The 23,358-nt window shown below is 68.4% G+C and carries 23 protein-coding genes; 8 read left to right on the plus strand and 15 right to left on the minus strand.

Annotated elements, in window-relative coordinates:
• Positions 1-32 precede the first annotated feature (32 nt).
• Positions 33-380 carry a VOC family protein gene (locus AAHM41_RS02765; RefSeq protein WP_342234975.1) on the minus strand — a complete coding sequence of 116 codons (348 nt, stop codon included), beginning with the start codon at positions 378-380 and terminating at the stop codon, positions 33-35.
• A 109-nt stretch (positions 381-489) separates the two neighbouring features.
• Positions 490-1,188 carry an iron-containing redox enzyme family protein gene (locus AAHM41_RS02770; RefSeq protein ID WP_342234976.1) on the minus strand — a complete coding sequence of 233 codons (699 nt, stop codon included), beginning with the start codon at positions 1,186-1,188 and terminating at the stop codon, positions 490-492.
• 186 nt (positions 1,189-1,374) lie between these two features.
• Between AAHM41_RS02770 and amaB the strand changes: the two genes are divergently transcribed.
• From amaB to AAHM41_RS02790, 4 genes are all read left to right on the plus strand, one after another.
• Positions 1,375-2,877 (plus strand): L-piperidine-6-carboxylate dehydrogenase, encoded by a 1,503-nt coding sequence (gene amaB / locus AAHM41_RS02775; protein ID WP_342234977.1) that lies wholly within the window; start codon positions 1,375-1,377, stop codon positions 2,875-2,877.
• Positions 2,878-3,013: 136 nt separating this feature from the next.
• On the plus strand, positions 3,014-3,979 hold the full coding sequence (locus tag AAHM41_RS02780) for an ABC transporter substrate-binding protein (RefSeq protein WP_342234978.1): 966 nt from the start codon (positions 3,014-3,016) through the stop codon (positions 3,977-3,979).
• A gap of 209 nt (positions 3,980-4,188) precedes the next feature.
• Entirely contained in the window at positions 4,189-5,109 is a 921-nt protein-coding gene (locus AAHM41_RS02785; RefSeq protein ID WP_342234979.1) for an ABC transporter permease, read from the plus strand.
• A 1-nt stretch (position 5,110) separates the two neighbouring features.
• Positions 5,111-5,905 carry an ABC transporter ATP-binding protein gene (locus tag AAHM41_RS02790; protein ID WP_342234980.1) on the plus strand — a complete coding sequence of 265 codons (795 nt, stop codon included), beginning with the start codon at positions 5,111-5,113 and terminating at the stop codon, positions 5,903-5,905.
• 13 nt (positions 5,906-5,918) lie between these two features.
• Here the strand turns inward: AAHM41_RS02790 and AAHM41_RS02795 are convergent, their stop codons facing one another.
• A complete protein-coding gene (locus AAHM41_RS02795) occupies positions 5,919-6,689 on the minus strand; it encodes an adenylate/guanylate cyclase domain-containing protein (protein WP_342234981.1) in 771 nt (256 codons plus the stop codon).
• Between the two features lie 157 nt (positions 6,690-6,846).
• On the opposite strand from AAHM41_RS02795, the gene AAHM41_RS02800 reads away from it, so the two are divergent.
• Both AAHM41_RS02800 and AAHM41_RS02805 read left to right on the plus strand, forming a co-directional pair.
• Positions 6,847-7,149 carry an ArsR/SmtB family transcription factor gene (locus AAHM41_RS02800; protein ID WP_342234982.1) on the plus strand — a complete coding sequence of 101 codons (303 nt, stop codon included), beginning with the start codon at positions 6,847-6,849 and terminating at the stop codon, positions 7,147-7,149.
• Between the two features lie 115 nt (positions 7,150-7,264).
• Complete coding sequence (locus AAHM41_RS02805; protein WP_342234983.1) at positions 7,265-8,242, plus strand: zinc-dependent alcohol dehydrogenase family protein; 978 nt, start codon at positions 7,265-7,267, stop codon at positions 8,240-8,242.
• Positions 8,243-8,294: 52 nt separating this feature from the next.
• On the opposite strand, the gene mak is transcribed toward AAHM41_RS02805, so the two are convergent.
• From mak to AAHM41_RS02825, 4 genes are all read right to left on the minus strand, one after another.
• Complete coding sequence (mak, locus tag AAHM41_RS02810; protein WP_342234984.1) at positions 8,295-9,200, minus strand: fructokinase; 906 nt, start codon at positions 9,198-9,200, stop codon at positions 8,295-8,297.
• A gap of 82 nt (positions 9,201-9,282) precedes the next feature.
• Positions 9,283-9,771 (minus strand): translation initiation factor IF-3, encoded by a 489-nt coding sequence (gene infC, locus AAHM41_RS02815; RefSeq protein ID WP_342234985.1) that lies wholly within the window; start codon positions 9,769-9,771, stop codon positions 9,283-9,285.
• 40 nt (positions 9,772-9,811) lie between these two features.
• Positions 9,812-11,827 (minus strand): threonine--tRNA ligase, encoded by a 2,016-nt coding sequence (gene thrS / locus AAHM41_RS02820; protein WP_342234986.1) that lies wholly within the window; start codon positions 11,825-11,827, stop codon positions 9,812-9,814.
• A gap of 87 nt (positions 11,828-11,914) precedes the next feature.
• Positions 11,915-12,829, minus strand: a complete 915-nt coding sequence (locus AAHM41_RS02825; RefSeq protein ID WP_342234987.1) for a lysophospholipid acyltransferase family protein — start codon at positions 12,827-12,829, stop codon at positions 11,915-11,917.
• Positions 12,830-13,109: 280 nt separating this feature from the next.
• Between AAHM41_RS02825 and AAHM41_RS02830 the strand changes: the two genes are divergently transcribed.
• A complete protein-coding gene (locus tag AAHM41_RS02830) occupies positions 13,110-13,832 on the plus strand; it encodes a glycosyltransferase (RefSeq protein ID WP_342234988.1) in 723 nt (240 codons plus the stop codon).
• Between the two features lie 166 nt (positions 13,833-13,998).
• The gene (locus AAHM41_RS02835; protein WP_342234989.1) at positions 13,999-15,018 is read left to right on the plus strand and encodes a mitochondrial fission ELM1 family protein; all 1,020 of its coding nucleotides are present in this window, start codon (positions 13,999-14,001) and stop codon (positions 15,016-15,018) included.
• Here AAHM41_RS02835 and AAHM41_RS02840 read toward each other — a convergent pair whose 3' ends face one another.
• From AAHM41_RS02840 to AAHM41_RS02875, 8 genes are all read right to left on the minus strand, one after another.
• A complete protein-coding gene (locus AAHM41_RS02840; RefSeq protein WP_342234990.1) occupies positions 15,019-15,927 on the minus strand; it encodes a hypothetical protein in 909 nt (302 codons plus the stop codon).
• A 17-nt stretch (positions 15,928-15,944) separates the two neighbouring features.
• Entirely contained in the window at positions 15,945-16,841 is an 897-nt protein-coding gene (locus AAHM41_RS02845) for a hypothetical protein (RefSeq protein ID WP_342234991.1), read from the minus strand.
• 48 nt (positions 16,842-16,889) lie between these two features.
• Entirely contained in the window at positions 16,890-17,861 is a 972-nt protein-coding gene (locus tag AAHM41_RS02850) for a hypothetical protein (RefSeq protein ID WP_342234992.1), read from the minus strand.
• The gene (locus AAHM41_RS02855; RefSeq protein WP_342234993.1) at positions 17,830-19,368 is read right to left on the minus strand and encodes an MBOAT family O-acyltransferase; all 1,539 of its coding nucleotides are present in this window, start codon (positions 19,366-19,368) and stop codon (positions 17,830-17,832) included. The genes AAHM41_RS02850 and AAHM41_RS02855 overlap by 32 nt, the downstream gene beginning before the upstream one ends.
• A gap of 107 nt (positions 19,369-19,475) precedes the next feature.
• On the minus strand, positions 19,476-20,363 hold the full coding sequence (locus AAHM41_RS02860; protein ID WP_342234994.1) for a hypothetical protein: 888 nt from the start codon (positions 20,361-20,363) through the stop codon (positions 19,476-19,478).
• A complete protein-coding gene (locus AAHM41_RS02865) occupies positions 20,356-21,288 on the minus strand; it encodes a hypothetical protein (protein WP_342234995.1) in 933 nt (310 codons plus the stop codon). The genes AAHM41_RS02860 and AAHM41_RS02865 overlap by 8 nt, the downstream gene beginning before the upstream one ends.
• A 228-nt stretch (positions 21,289-21,516) precedes the next feature.
• A complete protein-coding gene (locus AAHM41_RS02870) occupies positions 21,517-22,302 on the minus strand; it encodes a hypothetical protein (protein ID WP_342234996.1) in 786 nt (261 codons plus the stop codon).
• Positions 22,303-22,606: 304 nt separating this feature from the next.
• Complete coding sequence (locus tag AAHM41_RS02875; RefSeq protein WP_342234997.1) at positions 22,607-23,353, minus strand: hypothetical protein; 747 nt, start codon at positions 23,351-23,353, stop codon at positions 22,607-22,609.
• Positions 23,354-23,358: the final 5 nt, after the last annotated feature.

Raw genomic sequence — 23,358 nt, forward strand, 5'->3', positions numbered from 1 at the left:
TCCGGGTCACTGAGATACAGCTGCCGCATGCCCTAAGGCGCATCGGCCGGCGGCTTCAGATCCGGCAGCTTGGACCGGAACGCCCCATAGACGGCATCGACATCGTCGACGCCGAAATAGAGGCAGGTGTCGCTGTGCCAGCGCTGCCGAGCCTCGACCCGCGCGGCAGGGCGCTGACCTTCGTCATAGGCGGTGTTCAGCATAAGTTGGGCCGGCCCGAGCGCCAGCCACACCCAGTGCGAGAAGCGCCCCTCCGGCGCCTCGATCACGGCAGAGGCGTCGATGATCGCAAACCCCAGCACCTCCTGGTAGAAGGCCAGCGACTGCGGCATGTCGTAGACATGCAGCAAGGGTATCATGCCCCTTGCGGTGATGGTCATCTCCCACCCCTCCTCTCTCTGCACCGCTGCGACAATGTATTTTGCCGCAGCGGACCCGATGCGGAAACGGGCTGCGTCTGAACGCCGGAGGCCGCGGCCGATCACGGCGTCAGCCCGCCGTCCGCCGCGCCGGCATCGCCGACATGCCGTCGACGGCGCGGAGCATGCCGGCATAGAGCGTCCGGGTCACCCGGGCCGAGGTGAGAATGGCGTCGATCTCCGCCGGATCGTCGAGCGCCGGCAGGGCTGTGGCCAGCGTCCGCACATGGCCCTCCCGCGCCTCGACACGGTTGCGCAGGAAGCTGAGCGCCCGGCGGATACCGGCGATCCGCGCCGTCCGCAGCAGCCCGTCGACCGCCGTCCCCGCACAGGTGGCGGCGAGGTATTCGAGCAGATAGGCGATGCCGAGGAAGCCGGCGGGGTGGTCGCTGCGGCCGAGGAAGCCGAACCAGGCGATCCAGGCTTGGGTCGGCGGCACCGGCACCGAGGTGACCACATCGGCCCGGCTGAAGCCGAGCGCCTCGAGGTCGTCCAGCACCCGGAGGTCCAGCCCCGCCACCTCCCTCGCCTTCTCCTGCAGCACCAGCGCCAGCGGCATGTGCCGGCCGTGATCCAGCATCCGCTCCGCCGCCAGCGCCAGGGCCGGCTGCAGCGCGTGCTGGTAGTGATAGGCCTCGCGCAGGGTGTTGGCATAGGTCGCGATCCCGGCCGAACCGTCGAGCAGGCTGCGGGCGCTGCGGGTCTGCCGCACCGCGACGACCATGGCCGCAGCCTCGGCATGAAGCACATCGAGGAATGTCGCACCCATCCGCACCACCATTTTCAGGATACGAACAAACCATAAACACTATTTTCAAATGAGAGCAATACCATTTTTGGTAGAGCATCCCGCCAAGCCCACCCGTCGCCACTGGTCTTGCCCCGCGGACCGCTCAACGATACGAATGCCGCCCATCAGCGCCTTCGGCGCTCAAGTTCTCCGGAGTTGTGTTTCATGGAGCTGCACGATCTGATCCGCGGCATCGGGCTGGATCCCGACGCCCTGACCGGCGGCACGCTGGTCGTCCGGTCGCCGGTCGACGGCGCCGAGATCGCCCGCCTGCACGAGAATACGGATGCCGATGCCGACGCCGCGATCGAGCGCGCGGCCAACGCCTTTTTGAACTGGCGCACCGTGCCCGGCCCGCGCCGCGGCGAGCTGGTGCGCCTGTTCGGCGAGGAGCTGCGCGCCCACAAGGCCGAGCTTGGGCGGCTGGTCTCGATCGAGGCCGGCAAGATCCTGCAGGAAGGCCTGGGCGAAGTGCAGGAGATGATCGACATCTGCGACTTCGCGGTCGGCCTCTCCCGCCAGCTCTACGGCCTGACCATCGCCTCGGAGCGGCCGGGCCACCGCATGGCCGAGACGTGGCATCCGCTGGGCCCGGTCGGCGTCATCTCGGCCTTCAACTTCCCGGTCGCGGTCTGGTCGTGGAACGCGGCGCTGGCCTTCGTCTGCGGCAACCCGGTGATCTGGAAGCCGTCGGAGAAGACGCCGGTCACGGCGCTCGCCACCATGGCGATCTTCCGCAAGGCGGCCGAGCGCTTCGGCGGCGTGCCGGACGGTCTGGCCGAGATCCTGATCGGCGGCCGCGAGATCGGCGAAAAGCTGGTCGACAGCCCGAAGGTGCCGCTGATCTCGGCCACCGGGTCGACCCGCATGGGGCGCGAGGTCGGTCCGCGCGTCGCCCGGCGCCTTGGCCGGTCGCTGCTCGAGCTCGGCGGCAACAACGCCATGATCGTCTGCCCGTCGGCCGATCTCGACATGGCGGTCCGCGCCATCCTGTTCGGCGCGGTCGGCACCGCCGGCCAGCGCTGCACCTCGCTGCGCCGGCTGTTCGTGCATGACAGCGTCTACGACAAGCTGGTGCCGGCGTTGAAGCAGGCCTACGGTGCCGTGCGCATCGGCAGCCCGCTGGAACAGGGCACGCTGGTCGGGCCGCTGATCGACCAGGCGTCGTTCGACGGCATGCAGAAGGCGCTGGCGGCAGCGCGCGACCAGGGCGGCACCGTCACCGGCGGCGCGCAGGTCACGTCCGGCGTGCCGCAGGGCGGCTTCTATGTCAGCCCGGCGATCGCCGAGATGCCGGCGCAGAGCGACATCGTCAAGCACGAGACCTTCGCGCCGATCCTCTACGTCATGAAGTACCGGGAGTTCGGCCAGGCGCTGATGCTGCACAACGACGTGCCGCAGGGCCTGTCGTCCTGCATCTTCACCACCGATGTGCGCGAGGCCGAGACCTTCCTGTCGGCGGCGGGCAGCGACTGCGGCATCGCCAATGTCAACATCGGCACCTCGGGCGCCGAGATCGGCGGCGCCTTCGGCGGCGAGAAGGAGACCGGCGGCGGGCGCGAGAGCGGCTCGGACGCCTGGAAGGCCTACATGCGCCGGCAGACCGCGACGGTCAACTACAGCCGCGAGCTGCCGCTGGCCCAGGGCATCGTCTTCGACCTCGGCTAAGGCCCGAGCTGACGGGCCAAAAATCCGACAAAACGCAGGCGGGCGGCGGTTCCTTGACGGGTCCCCGGCCGCCTGCGCTAATGCGCAACAGACGCCCGGCGACGTCAGTCGGGGACACAAACACGGGGGGCTCCTCATGCATATCAGCCGTTTGGCATTGGCTGCCGGCGCGGCGCTGGCGCTGCTGTCCTCGGCGGCCGTCGCCGCCGACAAGGTCACGGTCGCGGTCACCGCGATCGTCGAGCACCCGGCCCTCGACGCCGCCCGCGACGGCGTCAAGAAGGCGCTGGAGGAAGCCGGCTACAAGGACGGCGACAATCTCGTCTTCCAGTTTGAATCGGCCCAGGGCAACCCGGCCACCGCCGCCCAGATCGCGCAGAAATTCGTCGGCGAGAACCCGAATGTGATCGTGCCGATCGCCACCCCCTCGGCCCAGGCCGTGGTCGCGGCGACCCAGGACATCCCGGTGGTGTTCACCGCGGTCACCGACCCGGCGGGTGCCCAGCTGGTGAAGAACCTGGAGCATCCGGGCGGCAACGTCACCGGCATCTCCGACCTGTCGCCGCTGGCCGACCATCTGAACCTGATCAAGGAGATCGTGCCGAGTGTGAAGACCATCGGCGTGCCCTACAATCCGGGCGAGGCGAATGCGGCGGCGCTGATCGCGGCGCTGCAGGAGATGGCGCCGGAGTGGAAGGTCGAGATCGTCACCGCCGCCGCGGCCAAATCGGCCGACGTCCAGGGCGCGGCGCAGAGCCTGGTCGGCAAGGTCGACGTGATCTACGTCCCGACCGACAACACCGTCGTCTCGGCGCTCGAGGCGGTGATCGCGGTCGGCACCGAGAACAAGATCCCCGTGTTCTCCGGCGACACCGACAGCGTCGTTCGCGGCGCCATCGCCTCGGTCGGCTTCGACTATTTCGAGGTCGGCCGCCAGACCGGCGCGGTCGTGGTCCGGGTGCTGAAGGGCGAGAAGCCCGGCGACATCGCGGTCAAGAACGCCAGCGGCACCGACCTGTTCGTGAACACCAAATCGGCGGCGGCGATGGGCGTCACCGTCCCGCAGGCGGTGCTGAGCCGCGCCAAGAAGGTGATCGAGTAAGTCCGCCGAACCGCTCGTAGGTTGGGTTCGCGTCGGCGAACCCAATACGGTCGTCGGTGGTCCGCGAGGTGTTGGATTCGCCATGGCGAACCCAACCTACGATCGACACCCCGATGCGGCTGTCCGGACATGACAGGTCCGGACGGAGCCCGTATATCGGGGCCTTCTCGTTTCCGCGGCCGCCGCCGGCCGCTCCGCAGGACGTGTTGATGAGTCTGTTCGCCTTTCTCGGCGCGATCGAAATCGGGCTGATCTTTGCCCTCGTCGCGCTCGGGGTGTTCCTGTCCTTCCGGGTGCTGAACTTTCCCGATCTGACCGTCGACGGCAGCTTCCCGCTCGGCGCCGCCACCACCGCCACCCTGATCGTCGGCGGCCTCGACCCGGTGCCGGCGACGCTGGTCGGCGTCGCGGCGGGTGCCCTGGCCGGCCTGGTCACCGCCTGGCTCAACGTCCGCTTCGGCATCCTGCACCTGCTGGCCAGCATCCTGACCATGATCGCGCTGTTCTCGATCAACCTGCGCATCATGGGCAAGCCGAACGTCGCCCTGATCAACCAGGACACGGTGGTCAATCTCTTCACCTGGCTGTCGCCGGTGATCGAGACCGCCGGCCTGCCGGTGCGGGCGACGCTGAAGGTGGTGGTGCTGGCGATCATCGTGCTGATCGTCGGCCTGGCCCTCGGCCGTTTCCTGACCTCGGAGTTCGGCCTGGCGATGCGCGCCACCGGCGCCAACCCCCGGATGGCACGGGCGCAGGGCATCTCGACCAAGCTGCACATCTATGTCGGCATGGCGCTGTCGAACGCGCTGGTGGCCCTGGCCGGCGCCCTGTTCGCCCAGACCGCCGGCTTCGCCGACGTCACCGTCGGCACCGGCACGATCGTGAGCGGCCTGGCCGCGGTGATCCTGGGCGAGACCATCTTCCGCACCCGCTCGATCGTGCTGATGCTGCTGGCCTGCGTGGTCGGCGCCGTCCTGTACCGCATCGCCATCGCGCTGGCGCTGAACACCAGCTGGCTCGGGCTGCAATCCTCGGACCTCAACCTGGTGACCGCCGTGCTGGTCGGCATCGCGCTGATGCTGCCGGGCGTCCGCAATCCCTTGAAGACCCTGTTCCGGCGGAGCGCCTGAGATGATCAAGGTCCAGGACGTTCACGTCACCTTCGGCCGCGGCACGCCACTCGAGAACCGCGCCCTGCGCGGCCTCGACCTGACCATCCCGACCGGCGAGTTCCTCACCGTCATCGGCTCGAACGGCGCCGGCAAGTCGACCCTCTTGAACGTGCTCAGCGGCGACGCGGTGGCGGAGCGCGGCCGGGTCGAGATCGATGGCGTCGACGTCACCCGCTGGCCGGCGCCGAAGCGCGCCGGCCTGGTCGCCCGGGTGTTCCAGGACCCGATGGCCGGCACCTGCGAGGCCCTGTCGATCGAGGAGAACATGGCCCTGGCCCATGCCCGTGGCCGGGCGCGTGGCCTCGCCGCTTCGCTCGACGGGCCGCGCCGCACGGTGTTCCGAGACAAGCTGGCGGTGCTGGGGCTGGGGCTGGAGAACCGGCTGGGCGATTCCATGGGCCTGCTGTCCGGCGGCCAGCGCCAGGCGGTCAGCCTGCTGATGGCGACGCTGGCCGGAATGAAGATCCTGCTCCTGGACGAACACACCGCGGCGCTCGACCCCCGCACCGCGGATTTCGTGCTGCGGCTGACCTGCCAGATCATCGAGGAGCAGAGGCTGACGGCGCTGATGGTGACCCATTCGATGCGCCACGCCCTCGACCACGGCACCCGCACGGTGATGCTGCATGAAGGCCGGGTCGCCTTCGACGTCGCCAATGACGACCGCAGCGGCCTGGACGTGCCGGACCTGTTGAAGCTGTTCAGCAAGGTGCGCGGCGAGCAGCTCGACGACGATGCCCTGCTGCTGGCCTGAGGCCTGAGGCCTGCTACTTGCTGCCGGCGTCGAGCGGCCGGCCCCAGAGCAGGTGGCGGATCACCGGCAGCAGCACGGCGATGCCGAGGCCGAGCGCCGGCCATTGCACCCAGAGATCGGTGGGATTGGTCATCAGGTTGATGACCAGCAGCACGGCGACGACCACAAGCGCGCCCAGGAACCGGCGGCGCAGCCGGTCGAAGATCGCGCGCCCGGGCTGGGCGGCCGGGACAGGCGGGATCTTCTGGTCCGCCCATGGCACCTCCGGCCCGATGCGCAGGGCATAGACCCGCACCGGGTCGGCGATGTTCTTCATCGAGCGCGGGCCGAGATCGGCGAAGCCGGTCTCGATCTTGCTGCGGACCTGCTCAAAGACCGCGCCGGACAGGCAGATGCCGCCCGGCACCGCCACCTCCTGCAGCCGTGCCGCCAAGTTGACGCCGTCGCCCAGCAGATCGTTGCCGCTGACCACGACGTCGCCGAGATTGACCCCAATGCGCAGGCGCATGCGGTCGTCCTCGGGCTGGACCTCAGCCCAGTCGCCGAGCCTGTCCTGAGCCGCGATCGCGGCCTGCACCGCGGCCAGGGCGCTGGGAAATTCGGCCAGCAGCCCGTCGCCCGCCAGGTTGAAGACGCGGCCGCCCTGCCCTTCGATCGCCGTCCGCAGGATGCCTCGAGCCTGATCCAGCCGTGCCAACGTGCCGGTCTCGTCGCGCCCGACCAGCCGCGAATAGCCGACCACATCGGCGCAAAGGATGGCGGTCAGGCGGCGTTCCGGCGACATGTCGGCCTCGATGCAGATGGCGGCCGATCATACCTCAGCGGCTGTGAGATCGCGAGACCCGGGAACAATTAAGGAACATCGGAATGCGCATGCCTTCCGTCCCTCGCTCGGCGCAAGCATGATTGATCATATCGGAGAATTGCGATATTCCTGATTTATGGACCCTCTGACAGCCTTCAAGGCGCTTGCCAATCCGGTACGACTGAAGATTCTGGCCGGGTTGAAGGAGCCTGCCCGGCATTTCCCGCCGCAGGATGAAGGCGATGTCGAGATCGATGGGGTCTGCGTCAGCAGCATCCAGGAGGGCATCGGCCTGTCGCAGTCGACGACCTCGGACTATCTCGGCATCCTGCATAAGGCCGGGCTGGTCACGGTCAAGCGGCGCGGCCAGTGGACCTACTACAAGCGTGACGAGGACAGCATCAGAAAGCTGGCGGAGCTGATGCGAACGGAGATCTGATTTTGTCTTGGAAGTTCGGAATATCGCGATATCCAGAATTCCATTTTACCAAGCCCGATCGGCCGAGACGCGTGCGCACACATCGAGAATTCCCGATTTATCGAAGGAGAAAACCTTGTCCAAGACAATGACAGCCGCCGTCCTGCCCCGGTTCGGCGGGCCGGAGGTGTTCGAGATCAGGCAGGTCCCGATCCCGCCGCCCGGCCCGCGCCAGCTGCGCGTCCGGATTCGCGCCACGGCTCTGAATCCGCTCGACGGCCAGATTCGACGCGGCGACTATGCCGACCTGCTGCCGCTGCCGGCGATCATCGGCCATGACGTTTCCGGCGTGGTCGAAGCCGTCGGCGCCGAGATCGTTGAATTCACGCCGGGCGACGAGGTCTGGTACACGCCGAGGATCTTCGGCGGGCCCGGCTCCTATGCCGAGCTGCAGGTTGCCGATGCCGAGATCGTGGCGCGCAAGCCGGCGCGGCTCAGCCATCGCGAGGCGGCGAGCCTGACTCTGGTCGGCGGCACCGTCTGGGAGGCTTTCGTCACTCGCGCGCAACTGCAGGCCGGCGAGACGGTTCTGGTCCATGCCGGAGCTGGCGGCGTGGGTTCAGTCGCGATCCAGCTGGCGAAGGCGTTGGGGGCACGGGTGCTGACGACCGCCCGTGCCCGCCACCATGCCTTCGTCGCGGAGCTCGGCGCCGATGCGGCGATCGACCATACGCAGCAGGACTATGTCGAGGCGGTGCTGGGGCTGACCGACGGCCGCGGCGTCGACGTGCTGCTCGACACGATCGGTGGCGATGCGCTGTCGCGCGGCCCCTTTGCCCTCGCCCCGTTCGGGCGCGTCGTCTCGATCGTCGACATCGCGCAGCCGCAGAACCTGCTCGAGGCCTGGGGCCGCAACGCCACCTACCATTTCCTGTTCACGCGGCAGAACCGGGCCAAGCTCGACGGGCTGGCCGCGCTGGTCGAGCGCGGGCTGGTGAAGCCGGTGATCGGCGCGACGCTGCCGCTGGAGCAGATCGCGCAGGCGCACGAGCTTATGGAGAACGGCTCGGCGTACGGTCTGCGCGGCAAGATCGTGATCGATGTGACGCCCTGAGCGCGAATCTGCCGCCGCTCGGCAGCGGGCCGTCCGCTGCCGACGTGCAGTCTCAGCCGGTCTCGCCCTGGCGCCACAGCCAGGCGGCGCCGCGCACGCCGCTGCTGTCGCCATGCCTGGCCTTCAGGATCGGCGTGGCGCATTCCCGGCCGAACACGATCGGCGGCAGCCTGAGCGGCACCTCGTCATAGAGGCGCGCGACATTCGACATGCCGCCGCCCAGCACGATGGCGTCGGGGTCGAGCAGGTTGACGACATGGGCCAGGCCGCGGGTCAGCCGGCTGATGTAGCGCTCCACCGTGGCCGACGCGTCCGGGTCGCCGGCCTCGGCCCGCGCCACGACCTCATGCGTGGAGATCTCCTGCCCGGTCACCCGGACATGGTCCTTGCCGAAGCCGGTGCCGGAGATCCAGGTCTCGAGGCAGCCCTGCTTGCCGCAATAGCAATCCGGGCCCGGCAGTTCCTCGGGGGTGGCCCAGGGCAGCTGGTTGTGGCCCCATTCGCCGCCCACGCCGTTGCCGCCGCGATGGGCACGGCCGTTGACGGCGATGCCGGCGCCGGTGCCGGTGCCGATGATCACGGCGAAGACCAGCCCCTTGCCGGCCGCAGCGCCGTCGGTCGCCTCCGACACCGCCAGACAGTTGGCGTCGTTCTCGCAGCGCACCTCGCGGCTCAGGGCGGCGCTGAGATCCTTGTCGAAGGGCTTGCCGATCAGCCAGGTGGAGTTGGCGTTCTTGACCAGGCCGGTCTGCGGCGACAGCACGCCGGGCATGCCGACGCCGACGGTGCCGCGCTCGCCCACGGTGGATTCGACCGCGCCGACGAGGTCACGGATCGCCTGGACCGTGCCGTCATAGTGGCGCGGCGTCGGGATGCGCTGGCGATGCAGCTCCGTCCCGGCATCGTCCAAGGCGATCGCCTCGATCTTCGTGCCTCCGAGATCGACGCCGATCCGCATACCCGCCTCCACCCGACATCTCGCCAAGAAAAGGGTCCTGCACCCGGGCGCAGGACCGCACCGTCCGCATGCGCGCCCGCGGCTACTTCGCCGCGAGCACCATGATCATCTGCCGGCCTTCCATCTTCGGCATCTGCTCGACCTTCGACAGGTCCTGCAGCTCGTCGCGCACCTTGACCAGCACGTTCATGCCGATTTCCTGGTGCGCCAGCTCTCGCCCGCGAAAGCGCATGGTCACCTTGACCTTGTCGCCCTCCTCGAGGAAGCGCCGCGCGCTGCGCATCTTCACATTATAGTCATTGTCGTCGATGTTCGGGCGGAGCTTGATCTCCTTGACATCGATGACCTTTTGCCGTTTCCGCGCCTCGTTCTTCTTCTTCTGCGCTTCGAATTTGAACTTGCCATAATCGAGAATCTTGCAGACCGGCGGCTCGGCGTTCGGCGAGATCTCGACAAGGTCCAGCCCAGCCTGCTCGGCGGCCCAGAGAGCCTCGCGCAGGGGCACGACCCCGATCATCTCGCCATCCGCACCGACCAGCCGCACCTGCGCCGAGTCGATCTCGCGGTTCACCCTGGGCCCGTCGCGGGTCGGCAGGGCATTCGTTGGTAGTCTAGCTATGGATAGCCTCCGTCAATTGCTGCGACCCCGTCTGCACCTCCCCCATCTTGGATGTCAACGGTGATCGCGCCTCTTCCACAAGTTTATGAAGCGCCTCGCCCAGGGCAAGGACTTCCTGCGCCTCGCCGCCCAGGCGGCGCAGCGCCACATTCCGGTTCTCCGCCTCGCGTTTTCCGACCACGAGCATGAGCGGCACCTTCTTCAGGCTGTGCTCGCGGACCTTGTAGTTGATCTTCTCGTTGCGCAGGTCGATCTCGGCGCGGATGCCGGCGGCGAGCAGCGCCGCATGCACCTCCTGAGCGTAGCCGTCGGCCTCGCTGGTGATGGTCGTGACCACCGCCTGCACCGGCGCCAGCCACAGCGGCAGCTTGCCGGCATAGTTCTCGATCAGGATGGCGATGAAGCGCTCCAGCGACCCCAGGATCGCCCGATGCAGCATCACCGGCCGGTGCTTGGCCCCGTCCTCGCCGACATAGGTGGCGTCCAGCCGCTCCGGCAGCACGGAGTCGAACTGCAGCGTGCCGCACTGCCAGGTCCGGCCGATCGCGTCGGTCAGGTGGAACTCGATCTTCGGGCCGTAGAACGCGCCTTCGCCCGGCAGCTCCTCGAACTCCAGCCCGGCCGCGACCAGGGCGTCGCGCAGCGCCTTTTCGGCGACGTCCCATTGCTCGTCCGACCCGGCCCGGACGTCGGGGCGCAGGGCCAGCTTCACCGCCACATCGGGGAAGCCGAGATCGCGATAGACCTCGTATTGCAGGGCGATGTAGCGCGCCGACTCCGTCACCGACTGTTCCACGGTGCAGAAGATGTGCGCATCGTCCTGGGTGAAGGCCCGCACCCGCATCAGCCCGTGCAGCGCGCCCGAGGGCTCGTTGCGATGGCAGCTGCCGAACTCCGCCATCCGGATCGGCAGGTCGCGGTAGCTGACGATGCCCTGCTTGAAGATCTGGACATGGCAGGGGCAGTTCATCGGCTTGATGCCGGACAGCCGCTCCGGCGAGCCGTCCTCCTTCTGACCAATCGCCACCTTGAACATGTTGTCGCCATACATGTCCCAGTGGCCGGACGCCTTGAACAGGCTGGAATCGACCAGCTGCGGCGTCTTCACCTCGACATAGTCCGCCCGGGCCAGCTTCTCCCGGATGTAGTTCTCCAGCGTCCGGTACAGGGTCCAGCCCTTCGGATGCCAGAACACGCTGCCGGCCGCCTCCTCCTGCAGATGGAACAGGTCCATCTCGCGGCCCAGCTTGCGGTGGTCGCGGCGCTCCGCCTCCTCCAGCTGGTGCAGATGGGCGTCGAGCTCCTTCTGGTCCCGCCAGGCGGTGCCGTAGATCCGCTGCAGCATGGCGTTGCGGTGGTCGCCGCGCCAATAGGCGCCGGCTACCTTGGTCAGCTTGAAGCCCTGCCCCACCCCGCCAGTGGTCGGCATGTGCGGGCCGCGGCACAGATCGAGCCAAGCGCCCTGGCGGTAGACCGAGATGCTCTCGCTCTCCGGCAGGTCCTGGATGATCTCGGCCTTGTACTTCTCGCCCTTGTCCTTGAAGAACTCGATCGCCTTGGTCCGGTCCCACACCTCGCGGGTGAAGGGCGCGTTGCGGCCGATGATCTGGCGCATCTTCGCCTCGATCTTCTCCAGATCGTCGGGCGTGAAGGGCTCGTCGCGGGCGAAGTCGTAGTAGAAGCCGTTCTCGATCGCCGGGCCGATCGTCACCTGGGTGCCGGGGTACAGCTCCTGCACCGCCTCGGCCATGACATGCGCGGCGTCGTGCCGGATCAACTCCAGCGCCTCGGGCGAGCTGCGGGTGACGATGCCGACCTTGGCGTCGCGGTCGACCACGGTCGCCAGGTCCATGAGCTTGCCGTCGATGGTCAAAGCGATCGCCGCCTTGGCCAGGCTCTTGGAGATGTCGGCGGCGATGTCGGCGCCCGACATCGGTCGGTCGAAGCGGCGGACCGCGCCGTCGGGCAGGGTGATGGCGATGCCGCCAGGGCTCGACAGCTCGGCCATAAGTCTATCCACGTTCTTTCGTCCGGAGAGGGCGAGGCACTGTAAGGGGCAGGCGAGTCCTGTCAAGCGGCCCGGGCGGCAGCATGCTCATGCGGCCGGCGATGGCGACGACTGGCGCATCACCCGCGGCGGCTTGATCGGCCGCTTCGGAGTCAGGCGCCAGCGCTTGTGCAGCCACAGCCACTGCTCGGGCCGGGCGCGAATCCAGCCTTCGACCGCCCGGTTCAGCCGGATCACGCCCTGTTCCACATCGGCCTTGCGGTCGCCGGTGCGGGGAATGTCGAGCGGCGGGTCGATCACTGCGCGGTAACGGGCGCCGCGGGTGCGCTCCACCCGCATCGGCAGCAGGGCGCAGTTGAAGTGGTAGGCCATCTCGACCGCGGCCGGCGAGGTCAGCGCGTCCTGGCCGATGAACGGCACCTTCAGCCCGCCGGTGTAGCGCTGGTCGACCATGACGCCGAGCACCCCGCCGTTGCGCAGGATGCCGAGCGCCCGGCGGGCGTCGTTGCCGGCCATGCGCTTCTCCAGCAGTTCGGACCCCAGCGACAGGCGGATGCCGCGGACCAGGCGGTCGACCAGCCGATTGTTCAGCGGCCGCACGAAGATGGCCAGGGGGGCGCCATGCCGGGTGGCGACGATCGGGCCGGCCTCCCAGTTGCCGTAGTGGGCCAGCGCCATGATCACCGGCCGGCCGCCGGCCCGCGCGGCCTCGTAATGCTCGGCGCCCTCCACCGTGATCCGCTCGGCCCGGCGTGCCTCCGCCCGGCCAAGCGTCGGCAGATGCGGATACTCGCCCATTACTCGGCCGAGATTGTCCCACATGCCGGTGAGGATCTCGCGCCGCTGGGCAGCCGTCAGCTCCGGCATCACCAGCTGCAGGTTGCGGTCGCCGTGCCGGGTGGCGCCGATCCGCATGCCGATGGTCCGCGCCGCCCAGGAGCCGAAATTCGAGGCGACGTCGATCGGCATGCAGCGCAGCAGCGCGTAGGCGGTGTAGGCCACGACTGCCTGCAGCGGATGGACGACATGGCTCCGGACCAGGCGAGGCCATGCCTTCCGCAGGGGTTTCAGTCTGTTGCGTAGTTCGCGCATCGGCGGAAATCGGGGGATCTGGATTCGCTCAACGCGAAAATTGGGAATGTTGCTGGAAAAAGGCAAGTTCGAGGCGGGAGGTGGGAGCCATGCGAAGAAGGCTAGTCCGCCGGGCGCGGCGGCACGTCGCTTGAGCCGGACCGGACCCGCATGCTAACCCGGCGGTCAAGCGAACGGAAAACACTCCCCGATGGTCAATGTCATCTGCGCGAAATGGGGCCCGAAATACGGCCCCGAATACGTCAATCGGCTGAAGTCGATGGTCAGCCGCAACTTGGCGCGGCCGCACCGTTTCGTGTGCTTCACCGACGATCCGACCGGCCTCGCGCCCGATGTCGAGCATTTCCCGATGCCGGTGCTGCAGGTGCCGGAGCCGCACCGCAACCTGCCCTGGCGCAAGGTGACGCTGTTCGGCCAGCCGCTCGGCGACCTGGAGGGGCCGACGCTGTTCCTCGACCTCGACATCGTCATCGTCGACAGCCTGGACCCGTTCTTCGACCATCCGGGCCGGTTCTGCGTGATCCACAACTGGACCCATCCGGACCGCCGTGTCGGCAACACCTCGGTCTACCGGTTCGAGATCGGGGCGCATCAGGACGTGCTGGACAACCTGGTCGCCAACCACCGCCAGATCTTCGCCCGCTACCGCAACTCCCAGACCTATGTCTCCGACCACATCGGCGAGATCACCTGGTGGCCCGACGCCTGGTGCGTGAGCTTCAAGAAGCACTGCATGCCCGGCGGCCCGTTCGGCCTGTTCAACTGGTTCATGACCCCGCGCCGCCCGGACGGGGCCCGCATCGTGGTGTTCCACGGCGACCCGAAGCCGGAATACGCGATCAGCGGCCATTGGCCGGGGCGCTGGTCCAAGCATGTCCGCCCCACCCCCTGGGTGGCCGAGCACTGGGGTTGAGAGACCGTCTGGAAACGGGCCGGCGCGGCCGTCTGATGGCGGTTTCTCCGCTTCCGGTGCTCACGGACCAAATGTCCGCTGCGCTCCGGTTCTCGAAGCCACCACCAGCCGACTCACGCCACCCCGTTTCCAAACGATCTCTCGGACCGTTCCGGCACACGCGGCGATGACAAACCCGGCCGACATCTCCGCGCTGCGCTGCTGGATCGTCAGCGAAAGCAAGGCCGGCACCATTGCCCAGTGCCGCGGCGTGGCCGAGAAGCTGGGCATCACGACCGAGACCCGGCTGGTGCAACGCCCCGATCCGGCCAAGTCCGGGCTGGCCCGGCGCCTGAACCGCCGCTGGACCCATATCCGCAACGTCCATCTGAACCGGATCCGGCCCCCCTGGCCGGACCTCGCGATCTCCTGCGGCCGCCAGGCGGAGCCCGCGGTGATGGCGGCGACGCGCCGGTCCCGCGGCTCGATCTTCACCGTGCATCTGCAGATCCCGACAGTCGGCTTCGACGGGTTTGACCTGTGCTTCGTCGGCCGGCACGACTGGCGGCCGGAGTTCGACGGCCGCGACGACGTGCTGCCGATGGTGGGCGCGCCGCACCGCGTCGACGCAGCGCTGGTCACCGGCCATCGCGCCGCGGCGGAGCAGCGCTTCGGCGCCCTCCCCGGCCGCCGGGCGGCGGTGATGATCGGTGGCCCCAACCCCGGCTACGGCTATTCCCCCGCCCGCATCGATACCATCGCCGCCCAGTTGCGCCGGCTGCAGGCCGAGGGATGGAGCCTGCTGGTCACGACCTCGCGCCGCTCCGACCCCGCCATGCTGTCGCGGCTGCAGCAGGCGCTGGCCGGCGACCACGGCTTCATCTGGGACCGCACCGGCGAGAACCCCTACTTCCAGTACCTGGCGATCGCCGACGCGGTGCTGGTGACGGTCGATTCGATCACCATGACCTGCGAGGCGGCCTCGACCGGGAAGCCGGTGTTCTCGATCCCGCTGGACGAGAAGCCGGGGCCCTATCTCGAGAAGTTCCACCGCTTCCACCGCGACATGCAGGAGACGCTCGGGCTCACCCGGCCCTTCACCGGCGCGATCGAGCCCTACGCCTATGCGCCGCTGGACGAAGCCGGCCGCATCGCCGGCATCATTCGCGCGCGGATCGCCGCCGATCGGCAGCGCCGCGGATCGTAGTCAGCCCTTCCAGCGCGCCAGGCGGCGGCGCCAGCGCCACCGCGCATGGTCCAGCTGCTCACGCAGCACCCCGCGCGGCGTTACCACGGCCGGCAGTGTGAAGGGCTCCGCGATCGCCTGCGGCACCCGGTCATGCGGCAAGTCCAGCAGCCGGGCGAAGGGCTCGCCGGTCGCGATCTCCTCCGGCGTCCACTGGCACCATGCCAGGCGCTCGAACACCGGCTCGCGCTCCGGATAGGCCGGGTGGTCGACATCGGTGCCGCGCCGGCACAACTCGTGGCAGATCACGGTCGGCCCGCAATAGAAGGCCGGCACGCCGACGATCAGGCCTTTGATCGCGGCCGTGCTGGTCCAGGTCAGGGTGCACCAGGCGCCGCGCAGCTGCTCCTCCAGCGGCACCGCCGTCTTGCGCGTCCGGCGCAGCACCGGGCGCTGGGTCGCCAGGGTCAGGCTGTAGTCCCAGCCTTCGGGCATGCGCCGGAAATCCTGGTCGGCCCCCTTCAGCTTCTGGCCGATCACCAGGACATGCTCGCCGCCGCGGTTCCAGTCGCGCATCGGCACGTCCCAGCCGCGCCATCGTTCCGCCCCACCCGGCGGGAACCGTCCCTCGCCGTTCCAGCCGTCCAGCGCCACCTGGAAGAAGCGCCGCGGGCCGATCGGCGACAGCCAGCCATTCTCCATCACGATCGCCCGGCCGCCGACCGCCTTGATGGTGCGCAGCGCCGCCAGCCGATCGGTGCCGAGGAAGGGCGACCAGCAGATCAGGACGTCGTCCGGGCCAGCGTCGCGGTCGGGCATGCCGATCGTGACCGGGCCCAACCGGCGCGCGCCGGCCGCCACCTCGTCATAGGGCTTGACGTTGGTCTGACCGGGGGATGGTGGGTCGCCGAGGACGATGAAGATGCGCATGCGCCCCTGCCCCGGCGTCAGGACATGCCGAGCCGCCGGCGGACCGGATGGTCCCCCGGCAGGTGGAGGGCCAGGTCGCGCACGCGGCCGAGCAGCGTGTAGCGCGGGCAGACCGCCGCCGGTTCCTCGAGCCGCATCGGGGCGCCGTCATGCGGCAGGTCCAGCAGCCGTCCGAGCGGCTCCCCGGTCGCGATCTCCGCCGGGCTCCACTGGCACCAGGCGAGGCGCTCGAACACCGGCTGGCGGTCGGGGTAGATCGGCGCCTCGACATCCAGGCCAGACTTCGACAGCTCCGGGCACAGCGTGTTCGGGCCGCAATGGAAGGCCGGGATGCCGGCGACCAGCCCCTTGATCGCGGCCGTGCTGGTCCAGGTCACCGTGCACCAGGCGCCGCTCAGATCCTCGTCCAGCGGGCGGGCGGCACCCGGCATGCGGCGCAGCACCGGCCGGCGGGTCTTCAGCCGCAGGCTCTGGGCCCATCCCGGCGGCATGCGCCGGGCATCGTTGATCGACTGCGCCTTCTGGCCCAGCACCAGGACATGCGCGCCCTGCCGCTGCCAGTCCCGCAGGGTCACGCCCCAGGCGGCCCAGCGCGACGGCCCGCCATCCGCAAACCGGCCGGTGCCGTTCCAGCCGTCGAGCGCGAACTGGAAGTAGCGGATACCGCCCGGCGGCGACAACCAGCCATTCTCCAGGATCACGGCCCGGCCGCCCGCCGCGCGCACGTCGCGGACCGCCGCCCAGCGCTTGGACAGCCGGAACGGCGACCAGGTGATCAGGACATCGTCGGGCCCGAACCGCTCCGGCAGCTCCACCGCGGTCGGCCCGAAGCGCTCGCAGGCAGCGATGCATTCGCGCCAAGGCTTGCGGTCGCCCTGGGGCAGATAGACGAAGAAACGAAGCGCGGCTGGCATGTTACAAATTTGTATCCGACAACTCGCCGGCCGGGGCAAGCCCCGCGCTCAGGTGCCGGGGCCGGAGACGGGGCGCCGCCGGATCCCGACACCGGCGCGCTCGATCGCCGCCATGATCAGCGCCCGGTGGATCTCGCTGTATTGCGGCCTGCGGGAGGGGATCACGTGGTCCTCGGAATCGCCGACATCGGGCCGCGGCATGCAGACCGGGGTTCCGATCACCGGGATCAGCCCGGCCTGCCGGGCGACATCGGCGATGGCTGCGGCATAGCCCCGGGACTCCGTGCATTGCGGGTTCAGATAGGGGCCGCTGGCATAGAGGCAGGTCAGGTTCTGCCCGCGGCAGAAATCGCCGATGCGGCGCAGCGATGCGGCCGCGTCCTTGCGCACCGCGCCGGGGCCGTAGGTCCGGGGATAGAGCGGTCCGCCGAAGCGGGCCGGGTTCTGCGGCACATAGTCGAGCCGGGCGATGGCGGGGTCGATCGCCTCGCCGGTCGCCGCCGCCTGCAGCATCCCGGCCGGGATGTCCCAGCTGGCCAGCGAAGACAGCATCTCCCGCGGCGGCACATCGGCGAGATCGCCCAGCGTCTCGGCGGTGTAGAGCGCGCCGGGCCAGGACGGCTTGCGTCGCATCATGTCCAGCGTCTGCATCACCACGACGACGCGCGGCCGGGTCTCGCGCACCGCGCGCTTCAGCATGTTCAGCGTACCCTCGAAGCCATAAGTGCCGACAAGAGGCACCGACACGACCGAGAGGCCGAGCCGGCGGCTCCAGTCCCGGGCATCGATGCCGTTGCCGAGCGAGCTGTCGCCGACCAGCAGGATGTCGACCTGCCGGGCGTCCTCGATCTTGTCGATCTGGTACCGCAGCAATTCGGATTCCCGCCATTCCGACAGGCCGTTCTGCATGCCCCACAGCGACAGCGCGCAGATCGCCACCACCAGCGCCACGGCGGCCGCGGCGCCGGTCAGCAGGTAGCGGCGCGCGTCAGAACCGGAAATAGATGAACTCGGAGACATCGTTCAGCTTGAGGATGCAGGCGGCGAGCAGAAGGCCGATGGTGGCCGCGGCGACCGGATGCGGCCGCCAGGCCGGGACCAGGCCGCCGAGCGCCGGCGGCTCGATCCCATCGGCATAGCCGCGGGTGGGCAGGCCGACGCCGTAGCGCCGGAACAGCGTCTGGACGTTGGGCAGGCACAGGCACGCCAGCAGCCCGGCGATCCCGGCGCCGAGCGACAGCCAGACATTCCACGCCGTGCCGGGGAGCAGCGCGCCGAGGATCATCTCCAGCGTCGCCGACGGGGCGTAGTCCAACGCCGGCGCATGCAGATCCCCGGCGATGCCGAGCAGCCCGGCATAGATCCGGCCGGCGGTGGCGATGTCGGCGGCCCGGAACGGCACCCAGGCCAGGATCACCGTCGCGGTGGTCAGCAGCCAGGCCAGGGCGGCCGGCAGCGGCATATGGAACCGGCTGCCCCGCCAGGCCTGGCAGGCGACGATCAGCAGGCCATGCAGCGCGCCCCACAGGATGAAGGTGAAGCCGGCACCGTGCCAGATGCCGCCGAGCAGCATGGTGACGAAGACGTTGAGATAGCGCCGCCCCGGCCCATGCCGGTTGCCGCCGAGCGGGATGTAGAGATAGTCGCGCAGGAAGCGGGACAGGGTGATGTGCCAGCGCCGCCAGAACTCGATGATCGACAGCGACCGGTAGGGCGAGGCGAAGTTGATCGGCATCTGGATGCCGAACATCCGGCCGAGGCCGATCGCCATGTCGGAATAGGCCGAGAAGTCGAAATAGATCTGCAGCGCATAGGCCACGGCGGCCGCCCAGGCGTCCAGCAGCCCGGGCTGCGCCCCCTGCGCCGCGGCGTTGAACACCGGCGAGGCGATCAGGGCGAAGCTGTCGGCGACCAGCACCTTCTTGGCCAGGCCGATGGTGAAGATCGAGAGGCCGACCGCCAGATCGCCGAGCCGCGCGGTCCTGGCGCCGCTGGCGAATTGCGGGATCAGCTCGCGGTGATGGACGATCGGGCCGGCGATCAGATGCGGGAAGAAGACGACGAACAGCGCGTAGCGCGGCAGCGGCCAGGGCTCGCCCTCGCCGCGGGCGACGTCGACGAGATAGGCGATCTGCTGGAAGGTGTAGAAGGAGATGCCGATCGGCAGGGCGATATGGATTGCGATTGCCGGCCAGCCGAAGGCGTCCGCCGCCGTCTGGGTGACGAAGCCGGTGTATTTGAAGACGAACAGGAACAGCAGGTTGCCGGCCACGGCCAGCCGCATCCAGGCCCGCCCGCGCGGCGTCAGCCGGTGGCGATGGATCACCCCGGCCAGATGGTGGTTGAGCATGATCGCTGCGAGCAGCAACAGCAGCCGCAGCTGGGCGGAGGCCCCGTAGAACACCAGCGAGGCGGCCAGGAGGGCGGCGATCGCCCAGGAGATTCCGGCAAAGCGGCGCGCCACCATCCACAGCGCATAGGTCAGCGGCAGAAACAGAAGGATGAAGGCGTAGGAGTTGAACAGCATGGACGGCAGGAGATCTCGGGACGACCCGAGGTCATCCGCTCGGGCGGGCTGATAACGCGCAGGTCGGACGATTGATCCGCGGGAAGCGACGGATTCGCAAACCTCTCCTACCCGATCAGGCGTTCCGCGATCCTGTCCAACGGCTTGCGGCCGGCCACGGCTGCCCGAACCCGTCCGGCCATGGTCCAGGCCGACGGGACCGCGTCGGGATCGATCAGGATCTCGGGCTGGCCGTCATGCGGCAGCGACAGCAGCCGTGCGAAGGGCTCGCCGGACCGGATCTCCTCCTCGGTCCATTGCATCCAGGCATAGCGGCGGAACACCGGCTCGCGGTCCGGATAGATCGGGTGGTCGACGTCGAGGCCGCGTCGCATCAGCTCGCCGCAATTGATGTGCGGCCCGCAGTAGAAGGCCGGGACGCCGCGGATCAGGGACTTGACCGCGACCGTGCTGGTCCAGGTCAGCGTCGCGAAGGCCTCGTCGAGCTGCCGGTCCAGCGGCGATTCGGTGAACCGGGTCCGCCGCACCACCCTGCGGCTGGTTCGGGGGACGACGCTCTGCGCCCAGCCGGGCGGCATGGCGCGGGGGTCGAGATTGATTCCCTTCGGCCGCTGCTCCACCACCAGGATGGTCTCGCCGCCGCGGCGCCAGTCGCGCAGCGGCACGTTCCATGAGTCCCAGCGGCTGCCGTCACCGGACGGGAAGTCGCCGGTGCCGTTCCAGCCATGCAGCGCGAGCTGGAAGTATTTCCGCCCCTGGACCGGCGACAGCCAGCCGTTCTCGCCGATGATCGCCCGCCCCCCCGCCGCCCGGATCTGGCGATAGATGTCGCTGCGGAAGGTGCCGCGAAACGGCGCCCAGAGAATCGCGATGTCGTCCGGCTCGAACCGGGCCGGCGTGCTCATATGGACGGTGCCGAGACGGGCCGCGCCTTCGGCGAGCGCCGCGCCGGGCTTGCCGATCGTCACGCCCCAGAACACGAAGATCCTAGCCATGCGTGCCGTCGCCGCGAGCCTCGGCATAGATGGCATGCGGCTGTTCGAGATCGAGCGCGTAGCCCGCCTCGACCGCCGAGGTCGCGCGCGAGAACACCGCCCCCTCCTTCAACGCCCCCTTCGCCGACCAGATGAAGCTGTCCTCGCCGAACGCGACATCGACGAGGCCGGCCGGCATGTGCTGCCACCGGATCCGCGGCTTGAGCCGCCGGCGGATGACATAGAGATAATAGATCGCCGGCTGGTCGATATGGTCGGTCGGCCGCATATGCAACGCCCGCCAGACGACGGACGCCAGCTTCTCGCAGAAGCCGAGCGATTCCTTGGAATGGCTGACGCCGACGGCACCGGCCATCACCCGGCGCCAGACCCTGCGCTCGCCGAGCCGGAAATGCAGCGTCACGTCGGCCCGCTCGATCATCCTGAAGACCTGGCCCAGCGGCCGGCGGACGATGCCGTCGATGTCGACGCACAGGATCGGCGCCTTGCAGGCCAGCAGCAGGTGATGCAGGACCAGGAACCGCGCCGCCGAGAAATAGACCGGCTGGGGAAGCGACAGCCGTCGGTAGGACTCATCCTCCCATGTGAAGGACAGCCTGACATGGCACAGGGACCGGCGCATCCAGTCGATATGGTCGAGGGTCTCCTGGCAGGGACCGTACAGATGGATGTGGATGTGGAGCGGCTCCGCCAGCTGTTCGGCGGACAAGAGGAAACTCGGTGCGAATTTCTTGTAGTAGCCGTCGTCACAGCCGCAAAACAGAACCCCCGGTGTTCCCATGTCCGGTGTGTTGCCGCGAATCCGAAAACGATAGTCCTTGACGGCAACCCTGGCCCGCGAGTCGATCAAATTCTCCAGAAGAACAGAAAAGGACAATCGTCTTAAAAACCATCGGGACAATCTCTTGAGTGAATGACCGCTCATGATGTCTTGCCCGAAATCCTATTTCCTTTGAGGCGGCGGCGATCGTCTGTCACCTCCCGCTGCTGGCGCACCACTCACCGGCAGGTTAGCGGCACGAGAAATACCACACTGTGCCCGGCATCACATCCGCTTTGCGCCACGCCGGCCAGCCAGCGCCACAGCATCGCATTATCGGACGGACAGAAGGGCACAACGATGGCATGGCCGGGGTTTTCACGCGACCTGATCTCAGCCGGATTCGCGCCAATACGCCTCCTGCCGCTCCAGGACCAGATCGGCGCCCCGGCTCCGGCCCTCCTCCTTCCGCCCGCCCTTGAGATGGTCCATGAACCGGCCGAGCGGGGAATTGATCAGCACATGCGGCACCTTGAGGCCCAGCCCGCCGGCGATGTCGTAGGATTTGTGGCCCCGGCGCTCGGTCTGCTTGCGGACGATGTCGAACAGGTAGGAGTCGTGGAACTCGTATTCGTGGAACATCTCGTCCCGGGTGTAGAGCCGCTCGAATTCCGCAAGCATCTCGCGCGTCGCCGGATGGCGCAGATTGTAGGCGACGAAGCCGCATTCGGAATGGATGCGGCGGCGCAGATAGCCGACGAAGCAGTCGGCCGGGACGAATCCCTCGATCTCCCCCCAGCCGACATCGGCGAAGAATCGGGTATCGGCGTCGATCCAGATCAGCACGTCGATGTCCGAGGCCGCAGCGGCGTGGAAGATGGCGAAGCTCTTATGCGCGAACCGCACCGCGTTCCAGCGGTATCCCTCCCCCCAGCGCTTCTCGCCGAGCTTGAACCGCAGCTTCGCCAGATCGTAGCTCAGCCGGAAGCGCGGACGCCGGGTCAGCCCATGGGCCAGCGGATTGTCGGCGTGGCGGTGCTTGAACGCGGCCAGATCCGGCGAGCTGGCGATCAGGTCCCGCACCTCGATCCGGCCGCCGGAGAGCTTGGGCGCGAAGCCTTCGCAATACAGCAGAAGCGGCACCTCGACGGGCCAATGGCGATCGAAGCTCTCGACCATGCGCTGCCCATAGGCTTCATATCCTGCGGTGTTGCAGGTCGTTACCACGGCGAACCTGCGCCCGCGTCCGGCAGGCCGAAAAGTCATGACATGTGTTTCTTTTAAGAACATCCCTGGCTGGCGGCGAGCATAGTGGGTTCTACAAGTATCGGCGATACCAATTTTTGGACGACATCCTTGTCCGATCGATATTTTGGACAACCCATCAGCCACGAGGCAAAAGGGACCGGCTGTCCGTTCCAAGCCTCCTCCGAAAACGTTCCCATGTCCGGGCCGCGGCACGAGCAGGGCTCATCGCCGATCCCTACCTGCGGAGAGGCCTCGGCGTCGCCAGCACCGTGTCGTAATCGGCCCGCTCCAGCCCCATCACCGCGCCGCCGAGGCCGACATTGCGCAGGATCCGGCCATCCGCCTCGAACGCCCGGCGCAGGATGCCGAACTCGCGCCGATAGATCTCATCCTCGGGGCGGACATACTGATTCGTCTCGCTCTGCCCCGCCGCGTAGAAATAGGTGGTGCCCTGCGCGTAATCGAGGTCGACGCCGAGGATATAGGCCTCGGCGAAGCCCATGTAATGGGCGATCTGGGCGGCGAACAGGATCACCGTCGAATCATTGCCCAGCCCTTGCCAGGGACGGTGCCGGAAGCCCTGCTTGCGCAGGCCGCCGCGATAGCCGGGGAAGGTCACCACCCGCTCGGCCGGCGGCCGGAACTCCGGCCGGGCGGCGATGGTGTCGCGCACCAGATAGGTGCCGACCGGCAGGGTCGAGACGTCGGCCTTGATCCGGTCCCAGCCGCGCAGGTCGCTGAGCACATAGTAGGGAATCGGCGCCGGCAGCCCGTGCTCCAGCGCCTTGTAGCCCTTCTTGACCACGAAGAACTGCTCGCCGGCCAGCTTCGACAGGTCGAAGTCGAGCAGCGACGGCGCGTTGCCCAGCAGGAAGCAGCGCTGGCCGCGATGGCGGTCCTTCAGCGCCATGATCCGGCGGGTGCGGCCGGGCGCGGCCAGGGCTCCGGCCAGGGCATAAGTCTTGGCGAGCAGCGGCAGCATCGCGA

This window comes from Inquilinus sp. OTU3971, from assembly GCF_038440215.1.

Excerpts from the sequence above, each read along its gene's own strand:
- AAHM41_RS02840 (WP_342234990.1), bottom strand. The coding sequence starts at position 15,927 with ATGCGCATCTTCATCGTCCTCGGCGACCCACCATCCCCCGGTCAGACC.
- AAHM41_RS02850 (WP_342234992.1), bottom strand. The coding sequence starts at position 17,861 with ATGTCTCCGAGTTCATCTATTTCCGGTTCTGACGCGCGCCGCTACCTG.
- AAHM41_RS02800 (WP_342234982.1), top strand. The coding sequence starts at position 6,847 with ATGGACCCTCTGACAGCCTTCAAGGCGCTTGCCAATCCGGTACGACTG.
- AAHM41_RS02845 (WP_342234991.1), bottom strand. The coding sequence starts at position 16,841 with ATGCCAGCCGCGCTTCGTTTCTTCGTCTATCTGCCCCAGGGCGACCGC.
- AAHM41_RS02875 (WP_342234997.1), bottom strand. The coding sequence starts at position 23,353 with ATGCTGCCGCTGCTCGCCAAGACTTATGCCCTGGCCGGAGCCCTGGCC.
- AAHM41_RS02780 (WP_342234978.1), top strand. The coding sequence starts at position 3,014 with ATGCATATCAGCCGTTTGGCATTGGCTGCCGGCGCGGCGCTGGCGCTG.
- AAHM41_RS02855 (WP_342234993.1), bottom strand. The coding sequence starts at position 19,368 with ATGCTGTTCAACTCCTACGCCTTCATCCTTCTGTTTCTGCCGCTGACC.
- AAHM41_RS02860 (WP_342234994.1), bottom strand. The coding sequence starts at position 20,363 with ATGGCTAGGATCTTCGTGTTCTGGGGCGTGACGATCGGCAAGCCCGGC.
- AAHM41_RS02795 (WP_342234981.1), bottom strand. The coding sequence starts at position 6,689 with ATGTCGCCGGAACGCCGCCTGACCGCCATCCTTTGCGCCGATGTGGTC.
- AAHM41_RS02790 (WP_342234980.1), top strand. The coding sequence starts at position 5,111 with ATGATCAAGGTCCAGGACGTTCACGTCACCTTCGGCCGCGGCACGCCA.
- AAHM41_RS02865 (WP_342234995.1), bottom strand. The coding sequence starts at position 21,288 with ATGAGCGGTCATTCACTCAAGAGATTGTCCCGATGGTTTTTAAGACGA.
- AAHM41_RS02870 (WP_342234996.1), bottom strand. The coding sequence starts at position 22,302 with ATGGTCGAGAGCTTCGATCGCCATTGGCCCGTCGAGGTGCCGCTTCTG.
- AAHM41_RS02770 (WP_342234976.1), bottom strand. The coding sequence starts at position 1,188 with ATGGGTGCGACATTCCTCGATGTGCTTCATGCCGAGGCTGCGGCCATG.
- AAHM41_RS02785 (WP_342234979.1), top strand. The coding sequence starts at position 4,189 with ATGAGTCTGTTCGCCTTTCTCGGCGCGATCGAAATCGGGCTGATCTTT.
- thrS (WP_342234986.1), bottom strand. The coding sequence starts at position 11,827 with ATGGCCGAGCTGTCGAGCCCTGGCGGCATCGCCATCACCCTGCCCGAC.
- AAHM41_RS02835 (WP_342234989.1), top strand. The coding sequence starts at position 13,999 with ATGACAAACCCGGCCGACATCTCCGCGCTGCGCTGCTGGATCGTCAGC.
- amaB (WP_342234977.1), top strand. The coding sequence starts at position 1,375 with ATGGAGCTGCACGATCTGATCCGCGGCATCGGGCTGGATCCCGACGCC.
- AAHM41_RS02830 (WP_342234988.1), top strand. The coding sequence starts at position 13,110 with ATGGTCAATGTCATCTGCGCGAAATGGGGCCCGAAATACGGCCCCGAA.
- AAHM41_RS02765 (WP_342234975.1), bottom strand. The coding sequence starts at position 380 with ATGACCATCACCGCAAGGGGCATGATACCCTTGCTGCATGTCTACGAC.
- mak (WP_342234984.1), bottom strand. The coding sequence starts at position 9,200 with ATGCGGATCGGCGTCGATCTCGGAGGCACGAAGATCGAGGCGATCGCC.